The 25,448-nt window shown below is 71.7% G+C and carries 21 protein-coding genes; 9 read left to right on the forward strand and 12 right to left on the reverse strand.

The window, feature by feature from the left end:
• Nucleotides 1-19 precede the first annotated feature (19 nt).
• The 5 genes from ACIQM4_RS10945 to pdhA form a co-directional block, all read right to left on the reverse strand.
• Nucleotides 20-1,324 carry a nitrate/nitrite transporter gene (locus ACIQM4_RS10945; protein ID WP_401589106.1) on the reverse strand — a complete coding sequence of 435 codons (1,305 nt, stop codon included), beginning with the start codon at nt 1,322-1,324 and terminating at the stop codon, nt 20-22.
• Nucleotides 1,321-1,962 carry a GntR family transcriptional regulator gene (locus ACIQM4_RS10950; RefSeq protein WP_401589108.1) on the reverse strand — a complete coding sequence of 214 codons (642 nt, stop codon included), beginning with the start codon at nt 1,960-1,962 and terminating at the stop codon, nt 1,321-1,323. Before ACIQM4_RS10950 ends, ACIQM4_RS10945 begins: the two co-directional genes overlap by 4 nt.
• Before the next feature lie 77 nt (nt 1,963-2,039).
• A complete protein-coding gene (locus ACIQM4_RS10955) occupies nt 2,040-3,482 on the reverse strand; it encodes a dihydrolipoamide acetyltransferase family protein (RefSeq protein ID WP_401589110.1) in 1,443 nt (480 codons plus the stop codon).
• A 12-nt stretch (nt 3,483-3,494) separates the two neighbouring features.
• Nucleotides 3,495-4,475 (reverse strand): alpha-ketoacid dehydrogenase subunit beta, encoded by a 981-nt coding sequence (locus ACIQM4_RS10960; RefSeq protein WP_401589112.1) that lies wholly within the window; start codon nt 4,473-4,475, stop codon nt 3,495-3,497.
• Between the two features lie 2 nt (nt 4,476-4,477).
• A complete protein-coding gene (pdhA, locus tag ACIQM4_RS10965) occupies nt 4,478-5,653 on the reverse strand; it encodes a pyruvate dehydrogenase (acetyl-transferring) E1 component subunit alpha (protein WP_401589115.1) in 1,176 nt (391 codons plus the stop codon).
• Nucleotides 5,654-5,979: 326 nt separating this feature from the next.
• On the opposite strand from pdhA, the gene ACIQM4_RS10970 reads away from it, so the two are divergent.
• From ACIQM4_RS10970 to ACIQM4_RS10980, 3 genes are all read left to right on the forward strand, one after another.
• Entirely contained in the window at nt 5,980-6,642 is a 663-nt protein-coding gene (locus ACIQM4_RS10970) for a response regulator (protein WP_401589117.1), read from the forward strand.
• 105 nt (nt 6,643-6,747) lie between these two features.
• A complete protein-coding gene (locus tag ACIQM4_RS10975; RefSeq protein WP_401589120.1) occupies nt 6,748-7,167 on the forward strand; it encodes a pyridoxamine 5'-phosphate oxidase family protein in 420 nt (139 codons plus the stop codon).
• Nucleotides 7,168-7,202: 35 nt separating this feature from the next.
• Nucleotides 7,203-8,264 (forward strand): phosphotransferase, encoded by a 1,062-nt coding sequence (locus tag ACIQM4_RS10980; protein ID WP_401589123.1) that lies wholly within the window; start codon nt 7,203-7,205, stop codon nt 8,262-8,264.
• Nucleotides 8,265-8,441: 177 nt separating this feature from the next.
• Here ACIQM4_RS10980 and ACIQM4_RS10985 read toward each other — a convergent pair whose 3' ends face one another.
• Entirely contained in the window at nt 8,442-10,163 is a 1,722-nt protein-coding gene (locus ACIQM4_RS10985; RefSeq protein ID WP_401589126.1) for a protein kinase, read from the reverse strand.
• A gap of 364 nt (nt 10,164-10,527) precedes the next feature.
• Here ACIQM4_RS10985 and ACIQM4_RS10990 point away from each other — a divergent pair, with 364 nt between their 5' ends.
• From ACIQM4_RS10990 to ACIQM4_RS11015, 6 genes are all read left to right on the forward strand, one after another.
• A complete protein-coding gene (locus ACIQM4_RS10990) occupies nt 10,528-12,156 on the forward strand; it encodes a protein kinase (RefSeq protein ID WP_401589128.1) in 1,629 nt (542 codons plus the stop codon).
• A 252-nt stretch (nt 12,157-12,408) separates the two neighbouring features.
• Nucleotides 12,409-13,062, forward strand: a complete 654-nt coding sequence (locus ACIQM4_RS10995) for a hypothetical protein (protein ID WP_401589131.1) — start codon at nt 12,409-12,411, stop codon at nt 13,060-13,062.
• A gap of 82 nt (nt 13,063-13,144) precedes the next feature.
• Nucleotides 13,145-13,834, forward strand: a complete 690-nt coding sequence (locus ACIQM4_RS11000; protein WP_401589134.1) for a PadR family transcriptional regulator — start codon at nt 13,145-13,147, stop codon at nt 13,832-13,834.
• 70 nt (nt 13,835-13,904) lie between these two features.
• On the forward strand, nt 13,905-14,720 hold the full coding sequence (locus ACIQM4_RS11005) for an ABC transporter ATP-binding protein (protein ID WP_401589137.1): 816 nt from the start codon (nt 13,905-13,907) through the stop codon (nt 14,718-14,720).
• Nucleotides 14,717-17,593, forward strand: coding sequence for an FtsX-like permease family protein (locus ACIQM4_RS11010; protein ID WP_401589139.1), 2,877 nt, complete (start codon nt 14,717-14,719; stop codon nt 17,591-17,593). The genes ACIQM4_RS11005 and ACIQM4_RS11010 overlap by 4 nt, the downstream gene beginning before the upstream one ends.
• Nucleotides 17,594-17,691: 98 nt before the next feature.
• A complete protein-coding gene (locus ACIQM4_RS11015; protein ID WP_401589141.1) occupies nt 17,692-18,234 on the forward strand; it encodes a bacterial proteasome activator family protein in 543 nt (180 codons plus the stop codon).
• 111 nt (nt 18,235-18,345) lie between these two features.
• Here the strand turns inward: ACIQM4_RS11015 and ACIQM4_RS11020 are convergent, their stop codons facing one another.
• From ACIQM4_RS11020 to ACIQM4_RS11045, 6 genes are all read right to left on the reverse strand, one after another.
• Nucleotides 18,346-19,326 carry an NAD(P)H-quinone oxidoreductase gene (locus ACIQM4_RS11020; RefSeq protein WP_401589144.1) on the reverse strand — a complete coding sequence of 327 codons (981 nt, stop codon included), beginning with the start codon at nt 19,324-19,326 and terminating at the stop codon, nt 18,346-18,348.
• Between the two features lie 88 nt (nt 19,327-19,414).
• The gene (locus ACIQM4_RS11025; protein ID WP_401589147.1) at nt 19,415-20,521 is read right to left on the reverse strand and encodes a potassium channel family protein; all 1,107 of its coding nucleotides are present in this window, start codon (nt 20,519-20,521) and stop codon (nt 19,415-19,417) included.
• A 22-nt stretch (nt 20,522-20,543) separates the two neighbouring features.
• A complete protein-coding gene (locus ACIQM4_RS11030) occupies nt 20,544-21,959 on the reverse strand; it encodes a molybdopterin molybdotransferase MoeA (protein ID WP_401589149.1) in 1,416 nt (471 codons plus the stop codon).
• Entirely contained in the window at nt 21,956-22,882 is a 927-nt protein-coding gene (locus ACIQM4_RS11035) for an NTP transferase domain-containing protein (protein ID WP_401589151.1), read from the reverse strand. The genes ACIQM4_RS11030 and ACIQM4_RS11035 overlap by 4 nt, the downstream gene beginning before the upstream one ends.
• 106 nt (nt 22,883-22,988) lie before the next feature.
• On the reverse strand, nt 22,989-24,428 hold the full coding sequence (locus ACIQM4_RS11040; protein WP_401589154.1) for a dihydrolipoamide acetyltransferase family protein: 1,440 nt from the start codon (nt 24,426-24,428) through the stop codon (nt 22,989-22,991).
• A gap of 1 nt (nt 24,429) precedes the next feature.
• Nucleotides 24,430-25,398 carry an alpha-ketoacid dehydrogenase subunit beta gene (locus ACIQM4_RS11045; protein ID WP_401590121.1) on the reverse strand — a complete coding sequence of 323 codons (969 nt, stop codon included), beginning with the start codon at nt 25,396-25,398 and terminating at the stop codon, nt 24,430-24,432.
• Between the last annotated feature and the right edge of the window lie 50 nt (nt 25,399-25,448).

Here is a 25,448-nt window from a genome sequence, read left to right on the forward strand (position 1 = left end):
CGTTTCACGTGAAACATCCTCACGCGGGTACGTGCACGGCCTCCACCCGGCTCGCCACCAGGTGTTCCCGTTCGCGCCGCGCCGTCCGGTTGCGCAACCGCAGGATCTGGGTCAGCCCCACCGCCTCCAGCACGAACACCGAGGCGAACGCGATGCGGTAGTTGTCACCGGTGGCGTCGAGGAGCACGCCGACCGCGAGCAGGGTGGTCATGGAGGCGATGAAGCCGCCCATGTTGACGATTCCGGAGGCCGTGCCCTGTCGCTCCGGCGGGTTCGCCGGCCGCGCGAAGTCGAAGCCGATCATCGAGGCGGGACCGCACGCCCCGAGCACCACGCACAGCGTGACCAGCAGCCACAGCGGTACGTGCGGCGCCGGGTAGGAGATCACGGCGCCCCAGAGCACGGCGGTCGCCGCAACCGTGCCGAGAGCCAGCGGGACGCGCGCCGTGTGGCGCCGCGCGATGACCTGCCCGTACACGAGCCCGATGACCATGTTGGACAGCACGACCAGTGTCAGCAGCTCACCGGCCGCCGCCCGCGACATGCCCTGCGCCTCCACCAGGAACGGCATCCCCCACAGCAGCAGGAACACCATCGCCGGGAACTGCGTCGTGAAGTGCACCCACATCCCGAGCCGCGTACCGGGCTCGCGCCACGCCGCCGCGATCTGCTGTCGTACGAAGGCGGGTCCGGCACGCGTCACCGACGGGGGTTCGTACCCCTCCGGGTGGTCCTTCAGCAGCAGCAGCGTCAGTACGAGGACGACCACACCGGCCGCCGCGCTGCCCAGGAAGGTCACGGTCCAGCCGTAGCCGTGCAGCGACCGGGCGATGACCAGCGTCGAGACCAGGTTGCCCGCCATCCCGAAGAGGGCCGCGACCTGCGCGATCATCGGACCGCGCCGGGCCGGGAACCAGCGGGTGCCGAGCCGCAGCACGCTGATGAACGTCATGGCGTCACCGCAGCCGAGCAGCGCCCTCGACACGAGCGCGGTGCCGTACGTCGGGGAGAGGGCGAAACCCACCTGGCCGACGGTGAACAGGACGGCGCCCAGCGCCAGGACCTTCTTGGTGCCCAGCCGGTCGACCATCAGCCCGACGGGTATCTGCATGCCCGCGTACACGAGCAGCTGGAGTATGGAGAAGGTGGAGAGGGCCGAGGCGTTGACCTGGAAGCGGTCGGCGGCGTCCAGTCCCGCTACGCCCAGGCTGGTGCGGAAGGTGACGGCGACGAAGTAGACGGCGACTCCGACGGACCAGACGGCGACCGCCTTGCGACCGCCCGGCGGGTCGCCGTGCAACCGGGGCACCGTGGACCTGCTCATCGGTCGTCCCCCCTGACCAGCACCTTGACCCGGCTGACGTGCCGGTGGACACAGGCGGCCGCGGCGTCCGCGTCACCCGCCCTGAGCGCGTCGAGCATTTCGGCGTGCTCGGCGATGTTGAGCGCGATGCGGTCCGGGTGGGCCTCCATCACGGCGACGCCCATCCGCAGCTGCCGGTCGCGCATCTGGTCGTAGAGGCGGGACAGGATCTGGTTCCCCGCGCTGCGGACGATCTCCGCGTGGAAGCGGCGGTCGGTGTCGGCGACCTCCGCGAGGTCCCCGGCGAGCGCGCGGCGCTGTTGCTCGGCGAGCAGCCCTTCGAGCCGGGCGATGAGATGCGGCGTCGCCGGTACGGCCTTTCGTACGGCGAACTCCTCGACCAGCAGCCTGGTTTCCACCACGTCCGCGATCTCCTGTGCGGAGACGGCCAGGACCAGGGCGCCCTTCTTCGGGTAGAGCTTGATCAGCCCTTCGACCTCAAGGCGCAAAAGCGCCTCGCGGACCGGGGTGCGCGACACGCCGACCGCTTCGGCGAGGTGGCCCTCGGTGAGGAGCGTTCCGCCCTCGTAGCTGCGGTCGAGGACGCCCCTCTTGATGTGGTCGTAGACACGTTCGGCGGCGGGAGGTGCGGCAGGCATGCGCACAGCATAGATACAACAGGTGCACAAGAGACAGGCCCGTCCACATCGCGGACGGGCCCTTGCCTGCTGCCGTGCTACGCCCAGGTGATCAGGCGCTTCGGGTTCTCCAGTACCGCCGCCGTGTCGGCCAGCACCTTGGAGCCGAGCTCACCGTCGACCACCCGGTGGTCGAAGGAGAGCGCCAGGGTGGTGACCTGGCGGGCCTTGACCTTGCCCTTGTGGACCCAGGGCTGGAGCTTGATCGCGCCGACCGCGAGGATCGCGGACTCGCCCGGATTGAGGATCGGCGTGCCGGTGTCGACGCCGAAGACGCCGACGTTGGTGATGGTCACCGTGCCGCCCTGCATGGCCGCGGGGGACGTCTTGCCCTCGCGGGCGGTGGCGACCAGGTCACCGAGGGCGGACGCCAGTTCGGGCAGGGTTTTGGCGTGGGCGTCCTTGATGTTCGGGACGATCAGCCCGCGCGGGGTGGCCGCGGCGATGCCCAGGTTCACGTAGCCCTTCTGCACGATCTCCTGGTTCGCCTCGTCCCAGGCCGCGTTGACGGCCGGGTTGCGCCTGATGGCGACGAGGAGGGCCTTGGCGATGAGCAGCAGCGGGTTGACCCGCAGACCTGCCAGGTCGGGGTCCTGCTTGAGTTCGGCGACCAGCTTCATCGTGCGCGTGACGTCGAGCGTGATGAACTCGGTGACGTGCGGGGCGGTGAACGCGCTGTTCACCATCGCCGCGGCGGTCGCCTTGCGGACGCCCTTGATCGGGGTACGGACCTCTCGCTGACCGGCCTCGGCCGAAACCACGGTGGCGGCGGCCGTGCCCGGACCGGCTGTTCCACGTGAAACATCCGCGTCGTCGAGGGCTGTTTCACGTGAAACAGCCGGTTCCACCGCGGCGCCCGCCGCGGCGTGCACGTCCTCACGCGTGATGACGCCGTTCGCACCGCTCGGCGTCACGGCCGCGAGGTCGATGCCGAGGTCCTTGGCGAGCTTGCGCACCGGCGGCTTGGCCAGGGGCTTCGTACGCTCCTGGCCGGCGGCGGACGCGCCGTTCAACTCGGCCTGCACGGCGGCGGAGTAGGCCGCCTTCTCGGGCGCCGGGGCGTCCGTCTTGCGGGCGCGGCGCTTGGTGGAGGACTCGGCGACGCCGTAGCCGACCAGGACCGGCTGACGGCCCGAGGGCGCCTCGGCCTCGTCCTGCTCCGGCTCGGTGGCCGGAGCCGGGGCCGGTGCGGCGGCGGGCGCCTCGGGGGCGGCGGTTCCCGGCGCCACGTCGACCGTGATGATCGGGGTGCCGACGTCGACCGTCACGCCCTCGTCGAAGCGCAGCTCGTGCACCACTCCGTCGTACGGGATGGGCAGTTCGACGGCCGCCTTCGCGGTCTCGATCTCACACACGACCTGGCCGTCGGTGACGGTGTCACCCGGCTGGACGTACCACTTGAGGATCTCGGCCTCGGTGAGGCCCTCGCCCACGTCGGGCAGCTTGAACTCGCGGTAGCGAGCAGCGGTCTCTGTAGTCATCTGGTCGGCCCCTTAGTACGCGAGCGAGCGGTCGACGGCGTCGAGCACCCGGTCCAGCCCGGGGAGGTACTCGTCCTCCAGGCGGGCCGGCGGGTACGGCGCGTGGTAGCCGCCGACCCTGAGCACCGGGGCCTCCAGGTGGTAGAAGCACCGCTCGGTGATCCGGGCGGCGATCTCCGCGCCCGCACCGTAGAAGACCGGAGCCTCGTGCACGACGACCAGGCGCCGTGTCTTCTCGACCGAGGTCTGGATGGTGTCGAAGTCGATCGGGGACATCGAGCGCAGGTCCACGACCTCGACCGACTTGCCCTCCTCGGCCGCGGTGGCCGCGGCCTCCAGACAGACCTTGACCATCGGCCCGTACGCGGCGAGCGTGAGGTCCGTGCCCGTACGGGCGACCCGGGCGCTGTGCAGCGGGGCGGGGATCGCGTCGAAGTCGACCTCGCTCTTGTCCCAGTAGCGCCGCTTCGGCTCGAAGTAGATCACCGGGTCGTCGCCCTGCACGGCCTGGCGCAGCATCCAGTAGGCGTCGGACGCGTTGGACGGCGAAACCACCTTGAGACCCGCCACGTGGGCGAACAGCGTCTCGGGCGACTCGCTGTGGTGCTCCACGGCGCCGATGCCGCCGCCGTACGGGATGCGGATGACGACCGGCAGCTTGATCTTGCCGAGCGAGCGGGCGTGCATCTTCGCGAGCTGCGTGACGATCTGGTCGTACGCCGGGAAGACGAAGCCGTCGAACTGGATCTCCACCACCGGGCGGTAACCGCGCAGTGCCAGACCGATCGCGGTGCCGACGATGCCGGACTCGGCCAGCGGGGTGTCGATGACCCGGCCCTCGCCGAAGTCCTTGAACAGACCGTCGGTGACCCGGAAGACACCGCCGAGCTTCCCGACGTCCTCACCCATGATCAGGACCTTGGGGTCCGTCTCCAGGGCCTTGCGGAGGGACTCGTTGATCGCCTTGGCGATCGGGAGCTTCTGAACTGCCATGGCTACTTGCCCTCCTCGGCGAACGACGCCCGGTAGGCGGCGAACTGGGCGCGCTCCTCGTCGACGAGCGCGTGCCCGTCCGCGTAGACGTTCTCGAAGATCGCCATGGTGTCGGGGTCGGGCATCGAGCGCACCACCTCGCGGACCCGCTTGCCGAGTGCCTCGCTCTCGGCCTCCATCTCCTCGAAGAAGGCCGCGTCCGCGAGCCCTTCCTTCTCCAGGTAGGTGCGGACGCGCAGAATCGGGTCCTTCGCCTCCCACGCCTCGCGCTCCTCGTCGGCCCGGTAGCGCGTCGGGTCGTCGGTGGTGGTGTGCGCACCCATCCGGTAGGTGAACGCCTCCACCAGGGTGGGCCCTTCACCGCGGCGGGCCCGCTCCAGGGCGGACCTCGTCACGGCCAGGCAGGCCAGCACGTCGTTGCCGTCGACGCGGACGCCGGGGAAGCCGAACCCCTGGGCGCGCTGGTAGAGCGGCACCCGCATCTGCTTCTCGGTGGGCTCGGAGATCGCCCACTGGTTGTTCTGGCAGAAGAAGACCACGGGGGCGTTGTAGACCGCGGAGAAGGTGAACGATTCAGCTACGTCGCCCTGGGAGGACGCCCCGTCGCCGAAGTACGCGATCACGGCCGAGTCCGCGCCGTCCTTGGCGACGCCCATGGCGTAGCCGGTGGCGTGCAGGGTCTGCGAGCCGATGACGATCGTGTACAGGTGGAAGTTGTTGCTGTTGGGGTCCCAGCCGCCGTGGTTCACCCCGCGGAACATGCCCAGCAGGTTCGTCGGGTCGACGCCGCGGCACCAGGCCACGCCGTGCTCGCGGTAGGTCGGGAAGACGTAGTCGTCGTCGCGCAGCGCACGGCCGGAGCCGATCTGGGCGGCCTCCTGGCCGAGCAGCGAGGCCCACAGGCCCAGTTCGCCCTGGCGCTGGAGCGAGGTCGCCTCGGCGTCGAAGCGGCGGGTGAGGACCATGTCCCGGTACAGCCCGCGCAGTTCGTCGGCGCTCAGGTCGATCTCGTAGTCCGGGTGGGTGACCCGCTCGCCCTCGGGGGTCAGCAGCTGGACCAGCTGCGGCTCGTCGGGGGCCTTGGCGGTGGCCTTCTTGGCGCCGGCGCGCTTGGCGGCCGCTCCTGATGCTCCGCTGCTGCGGCGCGGTTTACGCGCGGCAGTGCTGTCCACGGTCACGTGCGTGCTCCTCCGTCGGTCCGGCCCCCGGGGTCTGCCGGGAGACCAGTGCGGCTCGCCCTGTCCCCGTACCCGCGCACGGGGTGGGTGCGCTCGGTCGGGACAAGGCGTGACAGGTGCCCCGGCGAGCACCCTGTAAAAAGCACGTTACCCAGTGCTTCGCATAACTGCGAAACCCCATTTGACCTGCGATTTTGCTTGGATTTCCAAGTAAATCGAAGAATGCGGGAACAACCACTGGTCAGAGCCTTGCGGGCCGCCGGAACAGGGGCACGTTATCCCGGTCACCTCGGGCACGGGAAGAGTTCATGTGTGAGGATGGCGTCGTGCGCGAATCAGGCAAAATCACCGTTTTCCTTCTTGATGACCACGAAGTCGTCAGGCGTGGCGTCCACGAATTGCTCTCCGTCGAGGAGGACATCGAGGTGGTCGGGGAAGCTGGCACAGCGGCAGATGCCCTGGTCAGGATCGTTGCGACCCGCCCCGACGTCGCCGTGCTCGACGTCCGGCTCCCGGACGGCAGCGGTGTGGAGGTCTGCCGCGAGGTCCGTTCACAGAACGAGGACATCAAATGTCTGATGCTCACCTCGTTCGCGGACGACGAGGCCCTTTTCGACGCGATCATGGCGGGTGCGTCCGGCTATGTCCTCAAGGCGATCCGCGGCAACGAACTGCTTTCGGCCGTACGGGACGTCGCGGCGGGCAAATCCCTCCTCGACCCCGTGGCGACCGCCCGCGTCCTGGAGCGGCTGCGGGCCGGCAACAACGCCAAGGGTGACCAGCGACTGGCCAACCTCACCGAGCAGGAGCGGAAGATCCTCGACCTCATCGGCGAGGGCCTGACCAACCGCGTGATCGGCGAGCGGCTGCACCTCGCGGAGAAGACGATCAAGAATTACGTCTCCAGCCTGCTGTCCAAACTCGGCATGGAACGCCGCTCGCAGGCCGCCGCCTACGTCGCCAGAATGCAGGCGGAAGAGCGCCGCTGACCAGCGCGACTGCACCCCTCGCACCGCGCTGATCAGCCACTATGTGACCTTTCTCGGGACCTAGGTCTCTTTTGGCACGGCCCCGGCATGGCGCACAGTGAAGACATGCCCACCTCCGACAGCCACCGCGCCATCGAGCTGCTGACTTCCGTGCCGTACGGCCGGGTCGCCACCAGCATGCGCGCGCTGCCGTTCCTGGCCGTCGCGCGCCATGTGGTCGCCGACGGCGCGATCCTGCTGCGCATGCATGCCGGCTACGGCTACCACCAGGCCTGCAACGGCAGTGTCGTCGCGTACGAGACCGACAACTTCAACTCGGGCGAGAGCCGGCTGTGGTCGGTCCAGGCCACCGGGGAGGCCCGCATCGTCGAGCCCACCGTCGCGGAGCGGAAACTGTTCGGGCCCGGCCCTGCCGAGGTCGAGGGCGAACCTTTCGAGGCCGTCCACATGCGGATCGATCCGCAGTTCTACCTGGTCCACACGCTGTCCGGGATCCGGGAGCGGACTCTTCAGCACACAGGGTGAGAACCCCTCACCTCAGGTGATCTAACATCTGCCGGGTGCCGCGCTCATCTGTCACCTCCGTCACCGCCGACGCCTTGACCGCCGCCGACGCCGCGCCGCCACCCGACCCGCCCGTGCGGCGGCTGCTGGGCCGGTACGCGGCGCTGGGCGAGCCGGTGTCCTGCGAGCCCGTGGCCCAGGGCCTGCTGAACCACGGGTTCCGGCTGACCACCACCCGCGGTGACTTCTTCCTCAAGCACCACCTCGACGGCGACCGCGCGGCCATCACCCGCCAGCACCGTGCCACCCGGCGCCTGGCCGGGCTCGGCGTGCCCGTCGCCCCGCCCCTGCACGACTCCGGCGGTGACACCGTCGCGGTGATCGGCGACCGCTGCTACGCACTGCATCCCTGGGTCGACGGCAGCCACCGGGGCGGCGCCCAGCACACCGAGACCGAGTCGCTGCGGCTCGGCGCGCTGCTCGGCGTCGTACACACGTGCCTGGACGAGGTCATGGAGGCAGAGGCCGGCCGGGACGGCGGACAGCTGAGCGCCGATCCGGCGGACAGCTTCGAGACCATCGCGGAACTGCTGCTGCTGGCCCGCCGACGGCGCCCCCAGGACGCCTTCGACGTACTCGCCGAGCACCGCCTCCTGGAGCGCCGCACACTCCTGGAGCGGCACGCGCACCGTCGTCCCGCGGCCGGGGACGAGCCGGCCGCCGGATGGGTGCACGGCGACTTCCACCCGCTGAACCTGCTCTACCGCGACGCCGACCCGGCCGCGATCGTCGACTGGGACCGGCTCGCGGTGCAGCCGCGCGCCGAGGAGGCGGTCCGTGCGGCGGCCATCTTCTTCGTCCGGCCGGACGGGCAGCTGACGCTGGCGAAGGTACGCGCCTACGCGCGCGCGTACCGGCGGGCGTCGGGCGCGGACGGGGCCGAGCTGGCCGCGGCCGTCCACCGGGTGTGGTGGGAACGGCTGAACGACTTCTGGATACTGCGATGGCGCTACCAGCTGCACGACCGAAGGGCCGACCCGCAGTTTCCTGCGGCGTCGGCCCTGGCGGTCTGGTGGACCAAGGAGTACGAGGCGGTGCTGGACGCCTTCGCGGGGTGAGCCCCGGCGCGAGGGCCCGCGGGGGAGCGGGCCACTCGCGGGCGGGCCTGCGAGCGGGCCCCTCGCGGGCGGGCCCGCGGGAGAGGCGGGTCCCTCGCGGGCGGGCCACTCGCGGGCGGCGGCCTCGCCTCGGCCGCGGCGGGATGCCCGCCGCGGCGCCCGCGTAGGGGCTTGCGGTTACGGCGTGGTGCCCGCTGCCGCGTTGGTGCCCGCCGCGGCGCCCGCGTTGGCGTTGCCCTCGGCCTCGCCCGCGTTGGCAGCGCCGCCGGGAGTGGTGCCTCCGTCAGCAGCGCCACCGTCGGCCGCACCACCGTCAGCGGCTCCACCATCGGCCGCACCACCATCGGCGGCCCCACCGTCAGCGGCCCCACCGTCAGCCGCACCACCGTCAGCCGCACCACCGTCGGCCGCACCACCGTTGTCAGCAGCGCCACCGTTGTTGGCGCCGCCGTCGACGCTGCCGGTCGGCGGGGTCGTCGGGTCCTTCGTCGGGCCGGTGGTGGGGGTCTTGCTGGGCTTGTTGCTCGGCGTGTAGGGAGGCGGGTTGCCGCCCGTACCGCCGCCGGTCACCGAGTTGGAGCTGCTGTCGCTGTCACCCTCGGTGGTGTTGTCGGTCTCGGTGGGCGACTCGCTGCCCTGCGGGCTGGAGGGGGTGCTGCTGACGGAGGGCGACTGCTTGGGCTCCTGCGGCAGTTTCTCCGCGCCGTTCATCGCGTTCACCGCGTACGCCACGCCGCCCGCGATCGCGAGGATCGCCAGCACCGCGAAGATCCACATCTTGGTGCGGTTGGGGCGGCCCTGGTCGTAGCCGCCGTCGTACGCCCCGTCGTTCGGGTTGCCCGGCGGGAGCATCGCACCGGTGGGCCGGAACTGCGAGGTGTCGCCGTGCTGCGGGTGGCCCAGCGCCATCGTCCCGGCGGTGCCGTGGGCCGGGGTGTAGCCGGACTCGTGCATCTCGACCGGCCCGGTGTTCCAGGTGCCGGTGTGGCTGCCCTGCTGCTGGAGCATCTGGAGCCCGTACTGAACCAGCCCGCGCATCTCCTCCGCGCTCTGGAACCGGTCGTCCGGGTCCTTCGCGAGGGCGCGCATGGCCAGGCCGTCGAGCTCCGGCGGGGCCACGTCCGACATCTCGGACGGCGGCACCGGAAGGTCCTGGACGTGCTGGTAGACCACCGACAGCGGCGTCTCGCCCATGAAGGGGGGCCGCAGCGCGAGCAGTTCGTACAGCAGACAGCCCGTGGCGTACAGGTCGGAGCGGTGGTCGACGGCCTTGCCGAGCGCCTGCTCGGGGGAGAGGTACTGCGGGGTGCCCATGACCATGCCGGTCTGCGTCATCGTCGACTGCACGCCGTGCAGGGCGCGCGCGATGCCGAAGTCCATCACCTTGACCGCGCCGCCGTGCGTGATGATCACGTTGGCGGGCTTGATGTCGCGGTGCACGATGCCGTGCTGGTGGCTGTACGCGAGGGCCTCCAGCACGCCGGAGACGATGATCAGCGCCTGCTCGGGGCCCGGGGCCTCGGCGTTGAGCAGCAGGTCACGGATGGTGTTGCCCTCGACGAGCTCCATCACGATGTACGGGACGAGATTGCCGCCGATGCGGTCCTCGCCCGAGTCGTACACGGCCACGACCGCGTGGTGGTTCAGGCCGGCGACCGACTGCGCCTCACGCGTGAAGCGCGCCTTGGCGACCGGGTCCTCGGCGAGATCGGAGCGGAGCAGCTTCACCGCGACCGTACGGCCGAGCCGTACGTCCTCCGCGGCGAACACCTCGGCCATGCCGCCACGGCCGAGACGGTGCGTCAGCCGGTAACGACCGTCGCCGACCAGTCCGCCCATACCGAATGATTCCGGCAGGTCAGACACTCCGCCGCCGGTGTCCTCGGGTTCGGGTGCCATCAGTCCTCGCCGTCATCATCTGTCCGCGCCGGCGCATGTATCGCGTCGCGGGGGTTCACAGGGTTCTCCGCCACGTCACGCTACAGCCTCGTACGAGGGAGCCCTGCTGCGAGATGGACCTGCCATCAAAACCGTTGCGCCTGTACCCGTGCAAATTACCCGTCCTTCGTACCGCTCGGCGGCTCCGCTGATAACGCTTCCGAGACTCTTCGTTGCGCGTACGGTCACGGATCGGGCACCTCGCTTGACGTGCCGGTGCCCTCGGGCAGACTTGGCCGGTGATGAGGGGCGGTCGCGGACCGTCCCGGCACAGCACCGGAGAAGGACTGACGCGGAGCCGCCGCGCCGAGGGGGATGCACAGTCATGAGCCAGGACGGCACGCGGGGCCGGTATGCCGGCGGCTCGGTGGCAGGCGGGCGGTACCAGCTGCGCGACCTGCTCGGCGAGGGCGGCATGGCCTCCGTCTACCTGGCGTACGACTCCGCCCTCGACCGTCAGGTCGCGATCAAGACGCTGCACGCGGAGATGGGCCGCGAGGCCGCCTTCCGCGAGCGCTTCCGGCGCGAGGCCCAGGCAGTGGCCAAGCTCTCGCACACCAACATCGTCTCCGTCTTCGACACCGGCGAGGACGAGCTCGGCGGTATGCAGATGCCGTACATCGTCATGGAGTACGTCGAGGGCCAGCCGCTCGGCTCGGTACTGGCGGCCGACGTCCGCCAGTACGGCGCGATGCCCGCCGAGAAGGCGTTGAAGATCACCTCGGACGTGCTCGCGGCGCTGGAGACCAGTCACGAGATGGGCCTGGTGCACCGCGACATCAAGCCCGGCAACGTGATGATGACCAAGCGCGGGGTCGTCAAGGTCATGGACTTCGGCATCGCCCGCGCCATGCAGTCCGGCGTCACCTCGATGACCCAGACCGGAATGGTCGTCGGCACCCCGCAGTACCTCTCGCCCGAGCAGGCCCTGGGGCGCGGCGTGGATGCCCGCTCCGACCTCTACTCGGTCGGCATCATGCTGTTCCAGCTGCTCACCGGGCGGCTGCCGTTCGAGGCCGACTCGCCTCTCGCCCTTGCGTATGCACAGGTCCAGGAAGAGCCGGTGGCCCCCTCGTCCATCAACCGGACGATTCCGCCGGCCGTCGACGCGCTCGTCGCGCGCGCCCTGAAGAAGAACCCGAACGAGCGCTTCCCCAGCGCAGCGGCGATGGCCGACGAGTGTGTGCGGGTGCTCAGCACGGTCCGGCCGGGTGCCGCACCAGTGATCGTTCCAGGCAGCGGACCCACCATGAACAGCGGCTCGGGCGTCAGCTCGGCGGTCTTCCCGCCGGTCGAGCAGAGCGGTTACGGGGTTCCGGCGAGCGGTGTGCAGATGCCGTACCAGCCGCCGCCCCCCGGCCCGGGTCCTTACGGGCCGATGACGCCCGCCCCGGTCCCCACGCCGCAGCCGGCCTACGGGTACCCGCAGCAGGGCGGCTACGCCACGCCCCCGCCTTCCCCGTACGCACAGCCCTCCGCGCAGACACCGCAGGCACCCGCGCCGCAGCACCCGCCCGCGAGGAAGAACAACCTGCCGTTGGTCATCGGCGCGATCGTGGTCGCGCTGCTGGCGATCGGCGGCGTGGTCTACGCCATGGTCCCGGGCGAGAAGAAGGACCCGGGCACCGAGGCGGACGGGCAGACGACCGGCCAGCAGGAGGGCTTCAAGGGCCCCGACCGGTCGAAGACCATCAAGAGCACCGAGTGCACCAGCCCCGACGAGAACGACCTCGACCCGGCCAAGGTCGACGCACCCGACTTCGTCTTCAAGAACGTCCGCTCGGTGAAGGAGTGCCTGCAGGCGGCGGGCTGGAAGTTCCAGGAGAAGTCGACCGACGAGAACCAGTGGGGCGAGGAGACGGTCATCGACCAGTACCCGAGGGCGGGCACGGCGATGGACCCGGACCGGACCACCATCGAACTGACGGTCTCCACGGGCAACCCGGCAGGTTAGGCGGGGGGCGCGGCAGGCGGGCCTTGCGTCGGCGCGAGACGCGAGGGCTTGGCAGCGCGGGGCTTTGCGGCAGCGCGAGCGCACGGGCAGCACGCGGCACGGCGGACAGCGCGGCCTTGCGGTGGCGGAGTGCGGGGAGCGCGTGCGGCGGAGGGTGAGGTTCCGTATGCCGCGATACAGGTGCCCGTTTCGACCTGGTATGTGACGCTGAGTCTGTTGGCTCGGCGGTACCGGACGGGAGGCGGTCGCCCGATGGCTCCAAGGCTCCGCGCACAGGTCACCGCTCTCGCGGCGGCGGTCTCGCTGGGAGCGGCGGCAGCACTGGGGACCTGCGCCCCCTCCGTCGCGGCGCCCCCCGCACCGGATTTCGGGGGCTCGTCCGTCACAGGCTCGTCCGTCACAGGCTCGTCCGTCACAGGCTCGTCCGTCACAGGCTCGTCCGTCGCGGCCGGCCTTGCGACCCCGCCGGAGCCCTCCGACCCGATGGTCGACGGGGACCGCGACCCCACGGACACCTCCGACGCGTCCGGCGCGGTGGGACCGGTGGTGTCCGTGGACCGCGCCGACGGGCCTCTCGCCGGGCGGCGGGCCGGGCTGGGGCAGGTCCGTCCCGGGCGGGCGACCGAGCCCGAGATCGTACGGCCGGTCATCGGGAACGTACCGGAGGCGCCACCCGCCCCGCGCCCGCGGCTGCCGCTCCCGCGCCCGGTGCCTCCCTCGCCCCCGTCACCCGTCACACCACAACCACCGGAGCCGTCCCGGGGGGCGACTCCCCCCGCCGACCCGTGGGAAGAGGCCGCACGCCGGCCCGCACCGTTCACCCTGGAGGTGCTGCCACTGGGCACCGGCATCCTCCTGGTGGGGCTGGGACTGGGGTTCCTGGCGATGCGGTTGCGCCGCCGTTAGACACCGCGTCACCGGCACGTACCGCCCGAAGTGGCGCCGGCCAGGCTTGCCATCAGGTCCATACTCGGTATACATACTCAGTATGTCGATCCGCCACGGGCTCCTCGCCCTTCTTGAGCAGGGCCCCCGGTACGGCTCCCAGCTGCGTACCGAATTCGAGTCCAGGACCGGCGCCACCTGGCCGCTGAACGTCGGGCAGGTCTACACGACGCTCAGCCGCCTGGAACGCGACGGCATGGTCGCCGCCGACGGCGACGACGACGCCGGACGCCCGCTGTACGCGATCACCGACGCCGGACGCGAAGAACTGCACCAGTGGTTCGGCCGCCCCGTCGACCGCACCAGCCCGCCCCGCGACGAACTCGCCATCAAGCTCGCCATGGCCGTCGGCGCTCCCGGCGTCGACATCCGGGCCGTCATCCAGTCCCAGCGGCACGCCACCTTGAAGGCCATGCAGGACTACACCCGGCTCAAGGCGCAGGCCCTGGTCGCCGTGGAGTCCGCCACCGGCACGCAGGGCGACTTCCAGGACAGCGCCAGGGGCCGCGACGACGTGGCCTGGCTGCTCGTGCTGGAACAGCTGATCTTCCAGACCGAGGCCGAGGCGCGCTGGCTCGACCACTCCGAGTCCCGGCTCGTCCGGCTCTCCGCCTCGGCCGCCCGGGGAGCCACTCCGCCCCCGGCCGACACCTTCACGCCCAAGGGCGCTCCCGCGTCCTCGGACGACCCTGCCGCCCCGGTGCCACCGCGCCGCCGCGCAGGACGGCGCTGACCTCGCCCACCGCACCTTCCCGCCCGGCGCACCCCGCGCCGGGCGACCTCTCAGGGGGGACCCCACAGCCATGCCCAAGCAGTCCCATCTGCCTCACCAGTCACATCAGCCCCAGAGTTCACAGCAGCCCCAGCCGGTGCTGCTGCTGGAGCAGCTGACCCGGGTGCACGGCAGCGGCGCCACCGAGGTGCACGCCCTGCGCGGGGTGAACCTCTCCGTCTTCCCCGGCGAGTTCGTCGCCGTCATGGGCCCCTCCGGGTCGGGCAAGTCCACCTTGCTCACCCTCGCGGGGGGCCTCGACCAGCCCACCTCGGGACGGGTCGTCGTCGAGGGCACCGACATCACGACGGCCGGACGCAAGGAGCTCGCCGCGCTGCGCCGCCGCAGCATCGGCTACGTCTTCCAGGACTACAACCTCATCCCGGCACTGACCGCGGCCGAGAACGTGGCACTGCCCCGCGAACTGGACGGCACGTCCGCCCGCAAGGCCCGCGTCTCCGCGCTCGCCGCACTGGAGGAGATGGGGCTCGGCCACCTCGCCGACCGGTTCCCCGACGAGATGTCCGGCGGCCAGCAGCAGCGCGTCGCCATCGCCCGCGCCCTGGTGGGCGACCGCCGCCTGGTCCTCGCGGACGAGCCGACCGGCGCCCTCGACTCCGAGACCGGTGAGTCCGTGCTCGCCCTGCTCCGCGCGCGCTGCGACGCCGGCGCGGCCGGCATCCTCGTCACCCACGAACCGCGCTTCGCGGCCTGGGCGGACCGGGTGGTCTTCCTGCGCGACGGCTCCGTGGTCGACGAGACGATACGCACCGAGGCCGACTCCCTCCTCGCCGTCGGCAACGCGACCGGAACCACCGGCACGACCGGGCAGGCGGGCACCAAGTGAGCGGCTGGTACCACTCCTGGCTCGCGGCGATCCGCATCGCCCGCCGTGACGCCTGGCGCTCCAAGGGCCGCAGCCTCCTGGTCCTCGCCATGATCGCCCTGCCCATCCTCGGGGTGAGCGCCGTCGACGTGACGCTGCGCAGCTCCGAACTGGGCGTCAGTGACCGGATGGACCGCATGCTCGGCGGCGCCGACGCCCGGCTCACCGACACCGGCATGGGCGGTGTCGCCATCGAGCAGACGCCGCACACCGGCGACCAGGGCTCCGACCAGTGGGAACCGGTCGGCGGCTGGGACGCCTACACGAACAGACCTACCCCCGAGGGGAAGACGGACGTCACCAAGGTGATCCCGGCCGGAACCAGGGCCCTCACCGACACCCGGGGCTCCACCCCGATCCGGACCACGCACGGTCTGCTCCACTCCGACATCCGCGAGCTGAACGCCGCCGACCCGCTGGCGAAGGGGTTGCTGGACCTCGACCGGGGCCGCTTCCCCGAGAAGGCCGGCGAGATCGCCGCGACCAACCACTTCCTGGAGGCGGGCGGCCTCTCCGTGGGTTCCAAGGTCAAGGCCCGCGCCTCGGAGAGCGAGTTCACCGTCGTCGGCTCCTACGACCTGCCCGACGACCTCAACCTCGACCAGGTCAACGCACTGCCCGGCACCTTCTTCGCCCCGCTGAACAAGGCCCTCACCGCCCAGGGCCTGACGCCCACCGGCGGCGAGACCACCTACCTGGTGGGTGGCGGCGGCCGCGACGGTTTCACGTGGAACATGGTCAAGGCGGCCAACACCAAGGGCGTCGAGGTGCTCTCGCGCGCCGTCGCCCTGAGCCCGCCCGCCGACTCCGAGGTGCCCTACTTCGCGCACCACGCGAAGGACAGCGGCCACGACGGAACGAGCGGGGCACTGGCGGCGGCGGCCACCATCGTCGGGCTCGCCCTGCTGGAGATCTGCCTGCTCGCCGGTCCCGCCTTCGCGGTGGGTGCCCGCCGCTCGCGCCGTCAGCTCGGCCTGGTCGGCGCCAACGGTGGCGACCGCCGCCACATCCGGGCCATCGTCCTGTCCGGTGGCCTGGTCATCGGTGTCGCCGCGGCCGTCATCGGCACGGCGCTCGGCATCGCCCTCACCCTCGCCCTCCAGCCTGCCCTGGAGAGCTACCTCGGCAAGCGGTTCGGCGACTTCGACCTGCGGCCGCTGGAGCTCCTCGGCATCGCCCTGCTCGCCGTGTTCACCGGCCTGATGGCGGCCGTCGTGCCCGCCGTCACCGCTTCCCGGCAGCCCGTCCTGGCCTCCCTCACCGGGCGGCGCGGCGTCCGCCGGGCGAACCGGGTACTGCCGTTGATCGGACTGATCGCCGTCGCGCTCGGCGCGGCGATCGCCCTGTACGGGGCCACCGCCAGTGACAGTCCGCTCCTCGTGGGAGGCGGCAGCGCCCTCGCCGAACTGGGCGTGGTCGCGCTGACCCCGGTACTGGTCGGCCTGTTCGGGCGGATCGGCGGTTGGCTGCCGCTCTCGCCGCGGCTCGCCCTGCGCGACGCCGTACGCAACCGGGGGCGTACGGCACCCGCGGTCGCCGCGGTACTGGCCGCCGTCGCGGGCACCGTCGCGGTCGCCACGTACACCGCCAGCAGCGACGCCCAGCAGCGCGCCTCGTACGAGGCGATGCTCCCGTACGGCGTCGGCTCGACCACCACCGACGAGGCGGGTGGCCGCGACCTGCCGGCCATGCGGGCCGCCGTGCAGACGAACCTGCCGCTCGACGTCCTCACCGACGTCCGGCGCATCGTCGTCGGAAGCAAGAACTGCACCGAGTACAGCGAGGACGCGAAGTGCGGCCTCGTCGAGCTGGTCGTACCGAAGGCCAACCAGTGTCCGCTCCACGAGAGGGACGGGTCCGGCGGCGACCCGGCCGAGCGCTTCTCCGTCGAGGAACGGCGCGAGCTGGCCAAGGACTGGCGCTGCCGGGTGCACTTCGAGGGCAACGCGCCCAGCCCCTCCGGGGTGACCATCGGTGACGAGAAGGTCCTGCGGGTCCTCGGCATCACCGACCCCGGCACCGTGAACGCGATCAAGCAGGGCAGGACCGTCGCCTTCGGCCGGGGCCACGCCGAGAACGGCAAGATCGGCATCAAGGTCGTCACCGACCGCAAGAAGGCCGACGAGGCGATGGCCGCAGGCAAGGACGCACCGGGCAAGATCACGTCGGTGCCCGTCCACCAGGCCCCCGAGAGCGTCGACACCTACGGCCTCCAGGTCCTGATGCCCCCCGCCGCGGCCAAGGCCGCCGGGTTCACCACGGTGCCCTACGGACTGCTCTTCTCGACGTCCACACTGCCCAGCACCGAGCAGACGCAGGCGATGAACGGCGCCTTCGACAAGATCGGCATCACCCAGATGCCGTACATCGAGGCAGGCTTCACCGGCCGCACCGGAATCGTGCTGCTCGCCCTGACGGTGTTCGCGGGGCTCGTCACCATCGGCGCCGCCGGAATCGCCACCGGCCTGGCCCAGGCGGACGCCGAACCCGACCTCAAGACCCTCGCCGCGGTCGGCGCCCCGCCCCGGGTGCGCCGCACCCTCAGCGGATTCCAGTGCGGCACGGTCGCCCTGATGGGCGTGGTCCTCGGCTCGGCCGCGGGCGTACTGCCCGCGATCGGGCTGCTGCTCAACCAGCGGCGGTCCGACGCGGCCCAGCTCCAGCAGAACATCGACATGGGCTGGGGCGGCAGCATGCACACGGCCGAGATCCCCATCGTCGTCCCGTGGCCGACCCTGGCAGCGCTGCTCGTCGCCGTCCCGCTCGGCGCGGCGCTCCTCGCCGCACTGGTCACCCGTTCACGCGGCGCGCTCGCCCGGCGCGCGGAGGCCTGAGCAGAACATCCGGGCAAGCTGTGCCCCCGTATGAAGGTGGATCACCTTTGTGCGGGGGCACACCCACCTGTGACGCAGGTGTACGAGAGAATGTCGGCATGGAGATGCCGAGGAGTGAACGGTCGCAGGAGAGCCCCCAGGTCCTGGTCGTCGGACAGGACGGAATGGCGCTCGGCGGCGGTGACGACGAGTCGCGCGAGGTGCCAGTGACGGACATGGTGGAACAGCCCGCGAAGGTCATGCGCATCGGCAGCATGATCAAGCAACTCCTGGAGGAAGTCCGCGCGGCTCCTCTGGACGAGGCGAGCCGGGTACGGCTCAAGGACATCCACGCCAGCTCGGTGAAGGAGCTGGAGGACGGGCTCGCCCCGGAGCTCGTCGAGGAACTGGAGCGGCTGTCGCTGCCCTTCACCGAGGAAGCCATCCCCTCCGAGGCGGAACTGCGCATCGCGCAGGCACAGCTGGTGGGCTGGCTCGAAGGACTCTTCCACGGCATCCAGACCGCGCTGTTCGCCCAGCAGATGGCGGCGCGCGCCCAGCTTGAACAGATGCGCCGGGCACTGCCGCCGGGCACCGTGCACGAGGACGACGAGGAGCAGGGCCACGGCCACGCCGCCCGCACGGGCGGTCCGTACCTGTAGGCCGTAGCGCGAGGAAGGGGCCCGGTTCCGCGGAACCGGGCCCCTTTTCGCTGTCGTCACGACGGTGGCGCCTGTACGGCCGTGCGCGCGACAGCCTCGCGCGCCGACGTCTCAGTCCGTGCTGAGCAGGATCTTGCCGATGTGAGTGCCCTCGTCCAGAGCCCTGTGCCCCTCGGACGCCTGGTCCATCGGGAAGACCCGGTCGACCACCGGACGCACCCGGCCCGCGGCGATCAGCGGCCACACGTGCTCGCGCACCGCCGCCACGATCGCCGCCTTCTCGCCCAACGGGCGGCTGCGCAACGAGGTCGCGGTGATCGCTGCCCGCTTGCGCAGCAGGGCGTTGAGGTTGATCTCGCCCTTCACCCCGCCCTGCAGACCGATGATCGCCAGACGGCCGCTGGTGGCCAGCGCCTTCACGTTCTGGTCGAGGTACTTGGCGCCGATGATGTCGAGAATGACGTCCGCGCCCTTGCCGTCGGTGGCCTTGCGCAGCTCGGTGACGAAGTCCTGCTCGCGGTAGTCGATGAGGATGTCCGCGCCCAGCTCCGCGCAGCGCGCCAGCTTCTCCGGGCCGCCCGCCGTGACGGCGACACGGGCACCGACCGCCTTGGCCAGCTGGATCGCCATGGAACCGATGCCGCTGGCCCCGCCGTGCACGAGAAGAGTCTCGCCGGGGCGCAGATGGGCGATCATGAAGACGTTCGACCAGACCGTCGCCGTCACCTCGGGCAGCGCGGCGGCCGTGACCAGGTCCACGCCCTCCGGCACGGGCAGCAGCTGACCGGCGGGAACGGCCACCTTCTGGGCGTACCCACCGCCGGAGAGCAGCGCGCACACCTCGTCGCCGACCGCCCAGCCGTGCACCCCGGCGCCCAGCGCCACGATCCGGCCGGAGCACTCCAGGCCGGGGTAGCGGGACGCACCGGGCGGCGGGTCGTAGAAGCCCTGTCGCTGAAGCAGATCGGCGCGGTTGACCGCACTGGCGGCCACCTCGACGAGGACCTCGCCCTCGTTCGGGACGGGGTCGGGGACCTCCGCCCAGACGAGAGCGTCGGGGCCGCCGGGTTCGGGGATCGTGATCGCATGCATGGCGGCGAGGCTACCCCCGGCGCCTCTGATCAGTCCGAAAGCCCTGACCAACAGCCTTCCGAAGAATCGCGCGGACCCGCTTTGCGCCCTACTCCGCCGAGGTGACGCGTACGCTGGACGACCCCTCGGACCCCGGTGTCGCCCGGACGATCGCGATCACCCGGTCGGTGAGCTGGAGCGGACTGGCCTTCGGATCGTCGTAACCGAGCAGCCGGTGCCCGCGCAACACGCTCACCACCAGGTCCTCGGTCTCGCGGACGTTCTTGCCGACCTCGCTCTTTATGACCGGGCGCTCGATCAGGTCCAGCCCCGAGCCCTGCTGGATCAGGTCCTCCATCACCGTGCCGGCGCTCGGGCTGAGCACGGAGAGACCGAGCAGTCGGCCCGCCGCGCTCGCGCTGGTGATGACGGCGTCCGCTCCGGACTGGCGCAGCAGCGGCGCGTTCTCCTCCTCACGGACCGCGGCCACGATCTTCGCGCCCCGGTTGAGCTGGCGGGCGGTGAGCGTGACGAGCACCGCCGTGTCGTCGCGCTGGGTGGCGATGACGATCTGACGGGCCCGCTGGAGTTCAGCCCGCAGCAGTACGTCACTGCGCGTCGCGTCGCCCACCACCCCGGTCAGGCCCTCCGCGTTGCAGGTCTCGATGACCTTGGCGCTCGGGTCGACGACGACAATCTGGTCCTTGCGCAGGCCGGTGGCGATCAGCGTCTGCATCGCGGACCTGCCCTTCGTCCCGTACCCGATGACGACAGTGTGGTCTCGCAACTGGGACCTCCAGCGATTCAGCCGGAACTCTTCGCGGGTCCGCTCGGTGAGGACCTCAAGAGTGGTGCCGACCAGGATGATCAGAAAAAGAACCCGCAGCGGCGTCACGAGCAGCACATTGGTGAGCCGCGCGCCGTCGCTGTACGGGACGATGTCGCCGTACCCCGTGGTGGAGAGGGTGACGGTCGAGTAGTAGACGGCGTCGAGCAGGTCCACGCCGCCGTCGGAGTTGTCGTGGTAGCCGGAGCGGTCGACCCACACGATGAAGACGGTCACCGCGAGTACCAGCATCGCCATCAGCAGCCGCCTGCCGACCTGGCGCAGCGGGCGCTCCACGATGTGCTTGGGCAGCTTCACCGGGGCGGTCGTCAGGTGCTCGTCCGCACCTCGCGCCATCGCGTCATGGCCGGGCAGTTTCACGTGAAACATCCTTCCGTGCGGGCCGGTTGTTTCACGTGAAACAGCCTTCCGCCCAGGGCAGGTCGAGGATTTCCAACTCGTCACCGGCCCGCGCGCCGCCGGGCGGTACGACGGCCAGCCCGTCGGCGGCGGCGATACCGCGCAGCATCGCGGGCCCGTTGTAGTGCAGCGGTACGGCATGGTCCGCGCCGGTCGGGCCGGTGCGGTGGGTGACGGGCACGAGCCGGGTCGAGACGGGGTGGCCGGGGATCTCGTCACGGACCGGCGCCCGGTACGGCTCGGTGGCCGGCCGGTGCGCGAGGGCCCGCAGCAAGGGTCCGGCCAGCGTGAGCAGTCCGGACACGGCGGCCAGGGGGTTGCCCGGCAGCCCCACCAGATGGGTGTCAGGGGAGAGCCGGGCCAGCAGCATGGGATGGCCGGGCCGCACCTCCACCCCGTCCACGAGGATCTCGGTCCCCACGGCGTCGGCCGACGCGCTTCGGGCGGCCCTCGCCGCCGTCGCGAGGAAGGGCCGGACGTGGTCGACCGGTCCCGCGGCCGTACCGCCGGTGGTGACGATCACGTCCGCCTCGGAGCCCAGGACCGCCCTGCGCAGCACCTCCGGGTCGTCCCCCAGGCACCGGGTGTCGAGAACGTCGGCGCCCAGGGCGCGCAGCCAGGGGGCCAGGAGCGGGCCGAGCGCGTCCCTGACCATCCCGTCGTGGGGCAGGCCCCCGGTCAGCAACTCGTCGCCCAGGATCAGCACTTCGACCGTGGGCCTCGGGACGCTCAGCAGGGTGTCGTAACCGGCGGCCGCGGCGAGACCGAGGACGGCCGGGGTGACCAGGGACCCGGCGGGCAGCAGATGGTCCCCGGTGCGGCACTCCTGGCCTCTCGGCCGGATGTCCTGGCCGGGGATCACCTCGCGCAGGGCGTGCAGCCGCAACTTGCTCTCGTCCGCGTGGGCGTGCTCGCTGCGGATGACGGCGGTCGCCTCGGCGGGGATGCGGGCACCGGTGGCGATACGGACGGCCTCGCCGTCGTTCAGCGGATCGGGGGCGGCGCGGCCCGCGAGAATTCCGTGGCCCTCGTGGAAGGACCACGGCCCGGGGCCCGCGACGGCCCAGCCGTCCATGGCGGAGGTGTCGAAGGACGGCAGGTCGGTGAGGGCTTCGAGGGGCTCGGCGAGCACCTGCCCGAGGGCCTGCCCGAGCGGGACCCGCAGCGGGCGGGCCGGCGCGGCGTGTCCGGCCCGGAAGGCGGCGGCGCGAGCTTCGGGCCAGGAGGCGCCGGCGGCGTGGTCAGGGGTGACGGGGTCGGCCGGGGCAGCGGACTCCTGGCCGGCGCCGGCCGCGGTCGCGGCGGTGGGGGCGGGGACCGCGGCCTGCTCGCGTGGTTCACGGGGCTCACGGCTGACCAGGGCGAGCGCCTGGTCGATTCCGTCGATCTCGTGCTCGATGTCGTTCACGAGGTGCCGCCCCCGTCCTGCGAGGCCTTCGCGGAGTCCTTGCCGGACGCCGGTTCCGCGGTCCCTGGGGCCTCGTCGGAGGCCTCCGCCACCCACCGGGCAGCGAGGGCGGTGGCCTTGCGGACCGCTTCGGCGACGGCTTCGGGGCCGTCACCTCCGGCCCGCCCGGCGGCGTACCCGACCAGGAACGTCGTCAGGGGGGCGGCGGGTCGGGCGACGCCGTGCGCGGCATCGCGCGCGAGGTCGAGGAGCAGGGGAGTGTCGACGGGCAGGTCGACGCCGAGTTCGTCCTTGACTGCGGTGATCCATTCATCCAGCACGTGCCCATGCTCCCTGATCCGGGCTCGGGCCGCGGCGATGTTTTCCCAGGTGTCGCAGTCGAAGGAAGCAAGAGGGGCGGCCGTAACCACGCGGGTCAGGGCGAGTTCGGCGGTGAGCCGGCGCAGCGGGAGTCCGGAGAGGGTGCCGTACCCGGTTTCCAGCACGGCGAGTTCGCGGCGCAGCGCCTCTGCCCGGTAGGCAGCGACGAGAGGCTGGTCGCGGCCGCCCGCGTCGACGAGCAGCGCCGCCTGGGCGTGCGGCTCTGCCGCGAGCGCGCCGACGAGAGTGTCCACGGTCGCCCGGTCGATGAACGGCAGGTCGACGGAGAGCACGACGAGGACCGCGGCCCCGCTCTCCCGTACCCCGGCGGCGAGCGCGGCGAGCGGTCCGCCACCCCGCGGCTCCTCGTGCGTCCAGGTCACGGGCCGAGCGGTGGCGCGGCGGCCCCCGACGACCACGGTCGCCCCGGCCCCGTCACAGGCCGTCAGCACACGGTCGAGCAGGGGCCGCCCGCCGACCCGCACGGCGGCCTTGTCCACCCCGCCGAGCCGCCGCCCGGCCCCGCCGGCCAGCACGACGGCGTCATACGCATGGGCACTCATGCCCCAGAGTATGTACGGGCCGCCGCCTCTGCCGGTGACTAGGGCCCGCCCCGCGTGATCGGCGGGACGGGAGCGTTCCTGGCCCTCGGACGCCCACCGGCCGGGATCAGAGGGTGCGCAGCAGCAGCGCCGGTTGCTCCACGCAGTCGGCCACGTATCGCAGGAAGCCTCCCGCGGTGCCGCCGTCGCAGACCCGGTGGTCGAAGGTCAGCGACAGCTGGACGACCTTGCGTACCGCCAACTCCCCCTCGTGCACCCACGGCTTGGGCACGATGCGGCCCACACCGAGCATCGCCGCCTCCGGGTGGTTGATGATCGGCGTGGATCCGTCGACGCCGAACACGCCGTAGTTGTTCAGCGTGAAGGTGCCACCGGTGAGCTGGGCGGGGGTGAGCCGGCCCGCCCTGGCGGCCTCGGTCAGCCGTACGATCTCCTCGCCCAGCGACTCCACGTTGCGCGCGTGGGCGTCACGGACCACCGGGACGACGAGTCCCCGCCCGGTCTGGGCCGCGAAACCCAGATGCACCTCGGGCAGGCGGACGATCTCCCGGGCCTCGGTGTCCACGGTGGAGTTGAGCTCCGGGAAGCGGGCGAGCGCAGCCGTACAGATGCGGGCCAGCAGCGCGAGGACCGACACCTTGGGGGCACTACCCAGGCTGCCTCCGCTGTTCATCGCCGTACGGGCCGCCATCAGCTCCGTCGCGTCGGCGTCCACCCAGCAGGTCGCGTCCGGAATCTCGCGGCGGCTGCGGGACAGCTTGTCGGCGACGGCGCCACGGACACCCTTCAGCGGAACACGCATGGCGGGGGCGGGGGCAGCGACGGTGACGGGAGCTGGGGCGGGGTCCGGGGCCGGGGCCTGCACCACGGCCGGTGCGGATTCCGCTGTACGTATGGCCCGCTCCACATCGGTACGGAGGATCAGCCCGTCGGGGCCCGATCCGTCCAACTGCCGCAAATCGAGACCGCTCTCCCGAGCCAGCCTGCGCACGAGCGGCGAGATCACCGGCACGGGCCCGTCGGCCGCACCGAGCAGCGCACCGGTCACCGATGCTTCAGGGGCCGTCCGAGGCGTCTCCCTCGGCCCGGCCGCGCCGTTGGCCGTCTGCACCACCGGCCGCACCCGGCGGCGACGAGCCGCCGGGGCGGTGGTGCCGTAGCCCACCAGGACGTTCCCCGACCCGGACGCAGCGCCGTCACCACTGCTGTCACCGCCGCCGCCGTCACCGCCGCCGGTTCCGCTTCCCGCTGCCGCACTCTCACCGCCCGTGGTGAGGCCTGCGGCGCCCTCCGGTGACTCCGCGCCGACCGCCACGGTCAACAGCGGGGAGCCGACCGGGAGTTCGGTGCCCTCCGCGCCGAACCTGGCCGTCACCACACCGCCGTACGGACACGGCACCTCGACCATCGCCTTGGCCGTCTCGACCTCGACCACCGGCTGGTCGACGGCGACGACGTCGCCCACCTCCACCAGCCAGCGCACGATCTCCGCCTCGGTCAGCCCCTCGCCCAGGTCAGGCAGTCTGAACTCCAACACCTGAGCCATCTCAGTCCTCCCACTGGAGCCGGGCCACCGCGTCCAGCACCCGGTCCACGCCGGGCAGATGGTGGCGTTCGAGCATCGGCGGCGGGTACGGCACGTCCAGGCCGGCGACGCGCAGCACCGGAGCCTCCAGGTGGTGGAAGCACCGCTCCGTGACGCGGGCGGCGATCTCGCCGCCCGGCCCACCGAAACCGGCGGACTCGTGGACGACGACGGCGCGCCCGGTACGCCGTACCGAGGAGGCCACCGTCTCGTCGTCGAAGGGCACCAGCGAACGCAGGTCGACGACTTCCAGGTCCCAGCCCTCGGCGGTGGCCGCCTCCGCGGCCTCCAGGCACACCGGCAGGGAAGGCCCGTAGGTGATCAGTGTGGCGCTGCGGCCGGTGCGGCGCACGACTGCCCGGCCTATCGGTGCGACGGCCGCCGGGGCGTCGGGCGACCAGTCGGCCCTCGACCAGTACAGCCGCTTGGGCTCAAGGAAGACCACCGGATCGTCGGACGCGATGGCCTCGCGCAGCATTCCGTAGGCGTCCTCGACGGTCGCCGGGGTGACGACGTGCAGCCCCGGGGTGGCCATGTAGTACGCCTCGGAGGAGTCGCTGTGGTGCTCCACCCCGCCGATCCCGCCGCCGTACGGGATGCGGATCGTCAGCGGCATCGGGAGCGCGCCGCGGGTGCGGTTGCGCATCTTGGCCACATGGCTGGCGAGCTGCTCGAACGCCGGGTAGGCAAACGCGTCGAACTGCATCTCCACGACCGGCCGCAGCCCGTACATCGCCATGCCGACGGCCGCTCCCAGGATTCCCGCCTCGGCGAGCGGGGTGTCCGTACAGCGGTCCTCGCCGAACTCCTTGGCCAGCCCGTCGGTGATCCGGAAGACCCCGCCCAGGGCGCCCACGTCCTCCCCCATGACGTGCACCGTCGGGTCGTCGGCCATCGCGTCACGCAGGGCCCGCTGGAGTGCCTGCGCCATGCTCGCGGGCTTCGCAGCGGCCTTGCCCGCCGTCTTGCCCGCCGCCTCGG

Source organism: Streptomyces sp. NPDC091272 (genome assembly GCF_044757485.1).
Classification (GTDB): domain Bacteria; phylum Actinomycetota; class Actinomycetes; order Streptomycetales; family Streptomycetaceae; genus Streptomyces.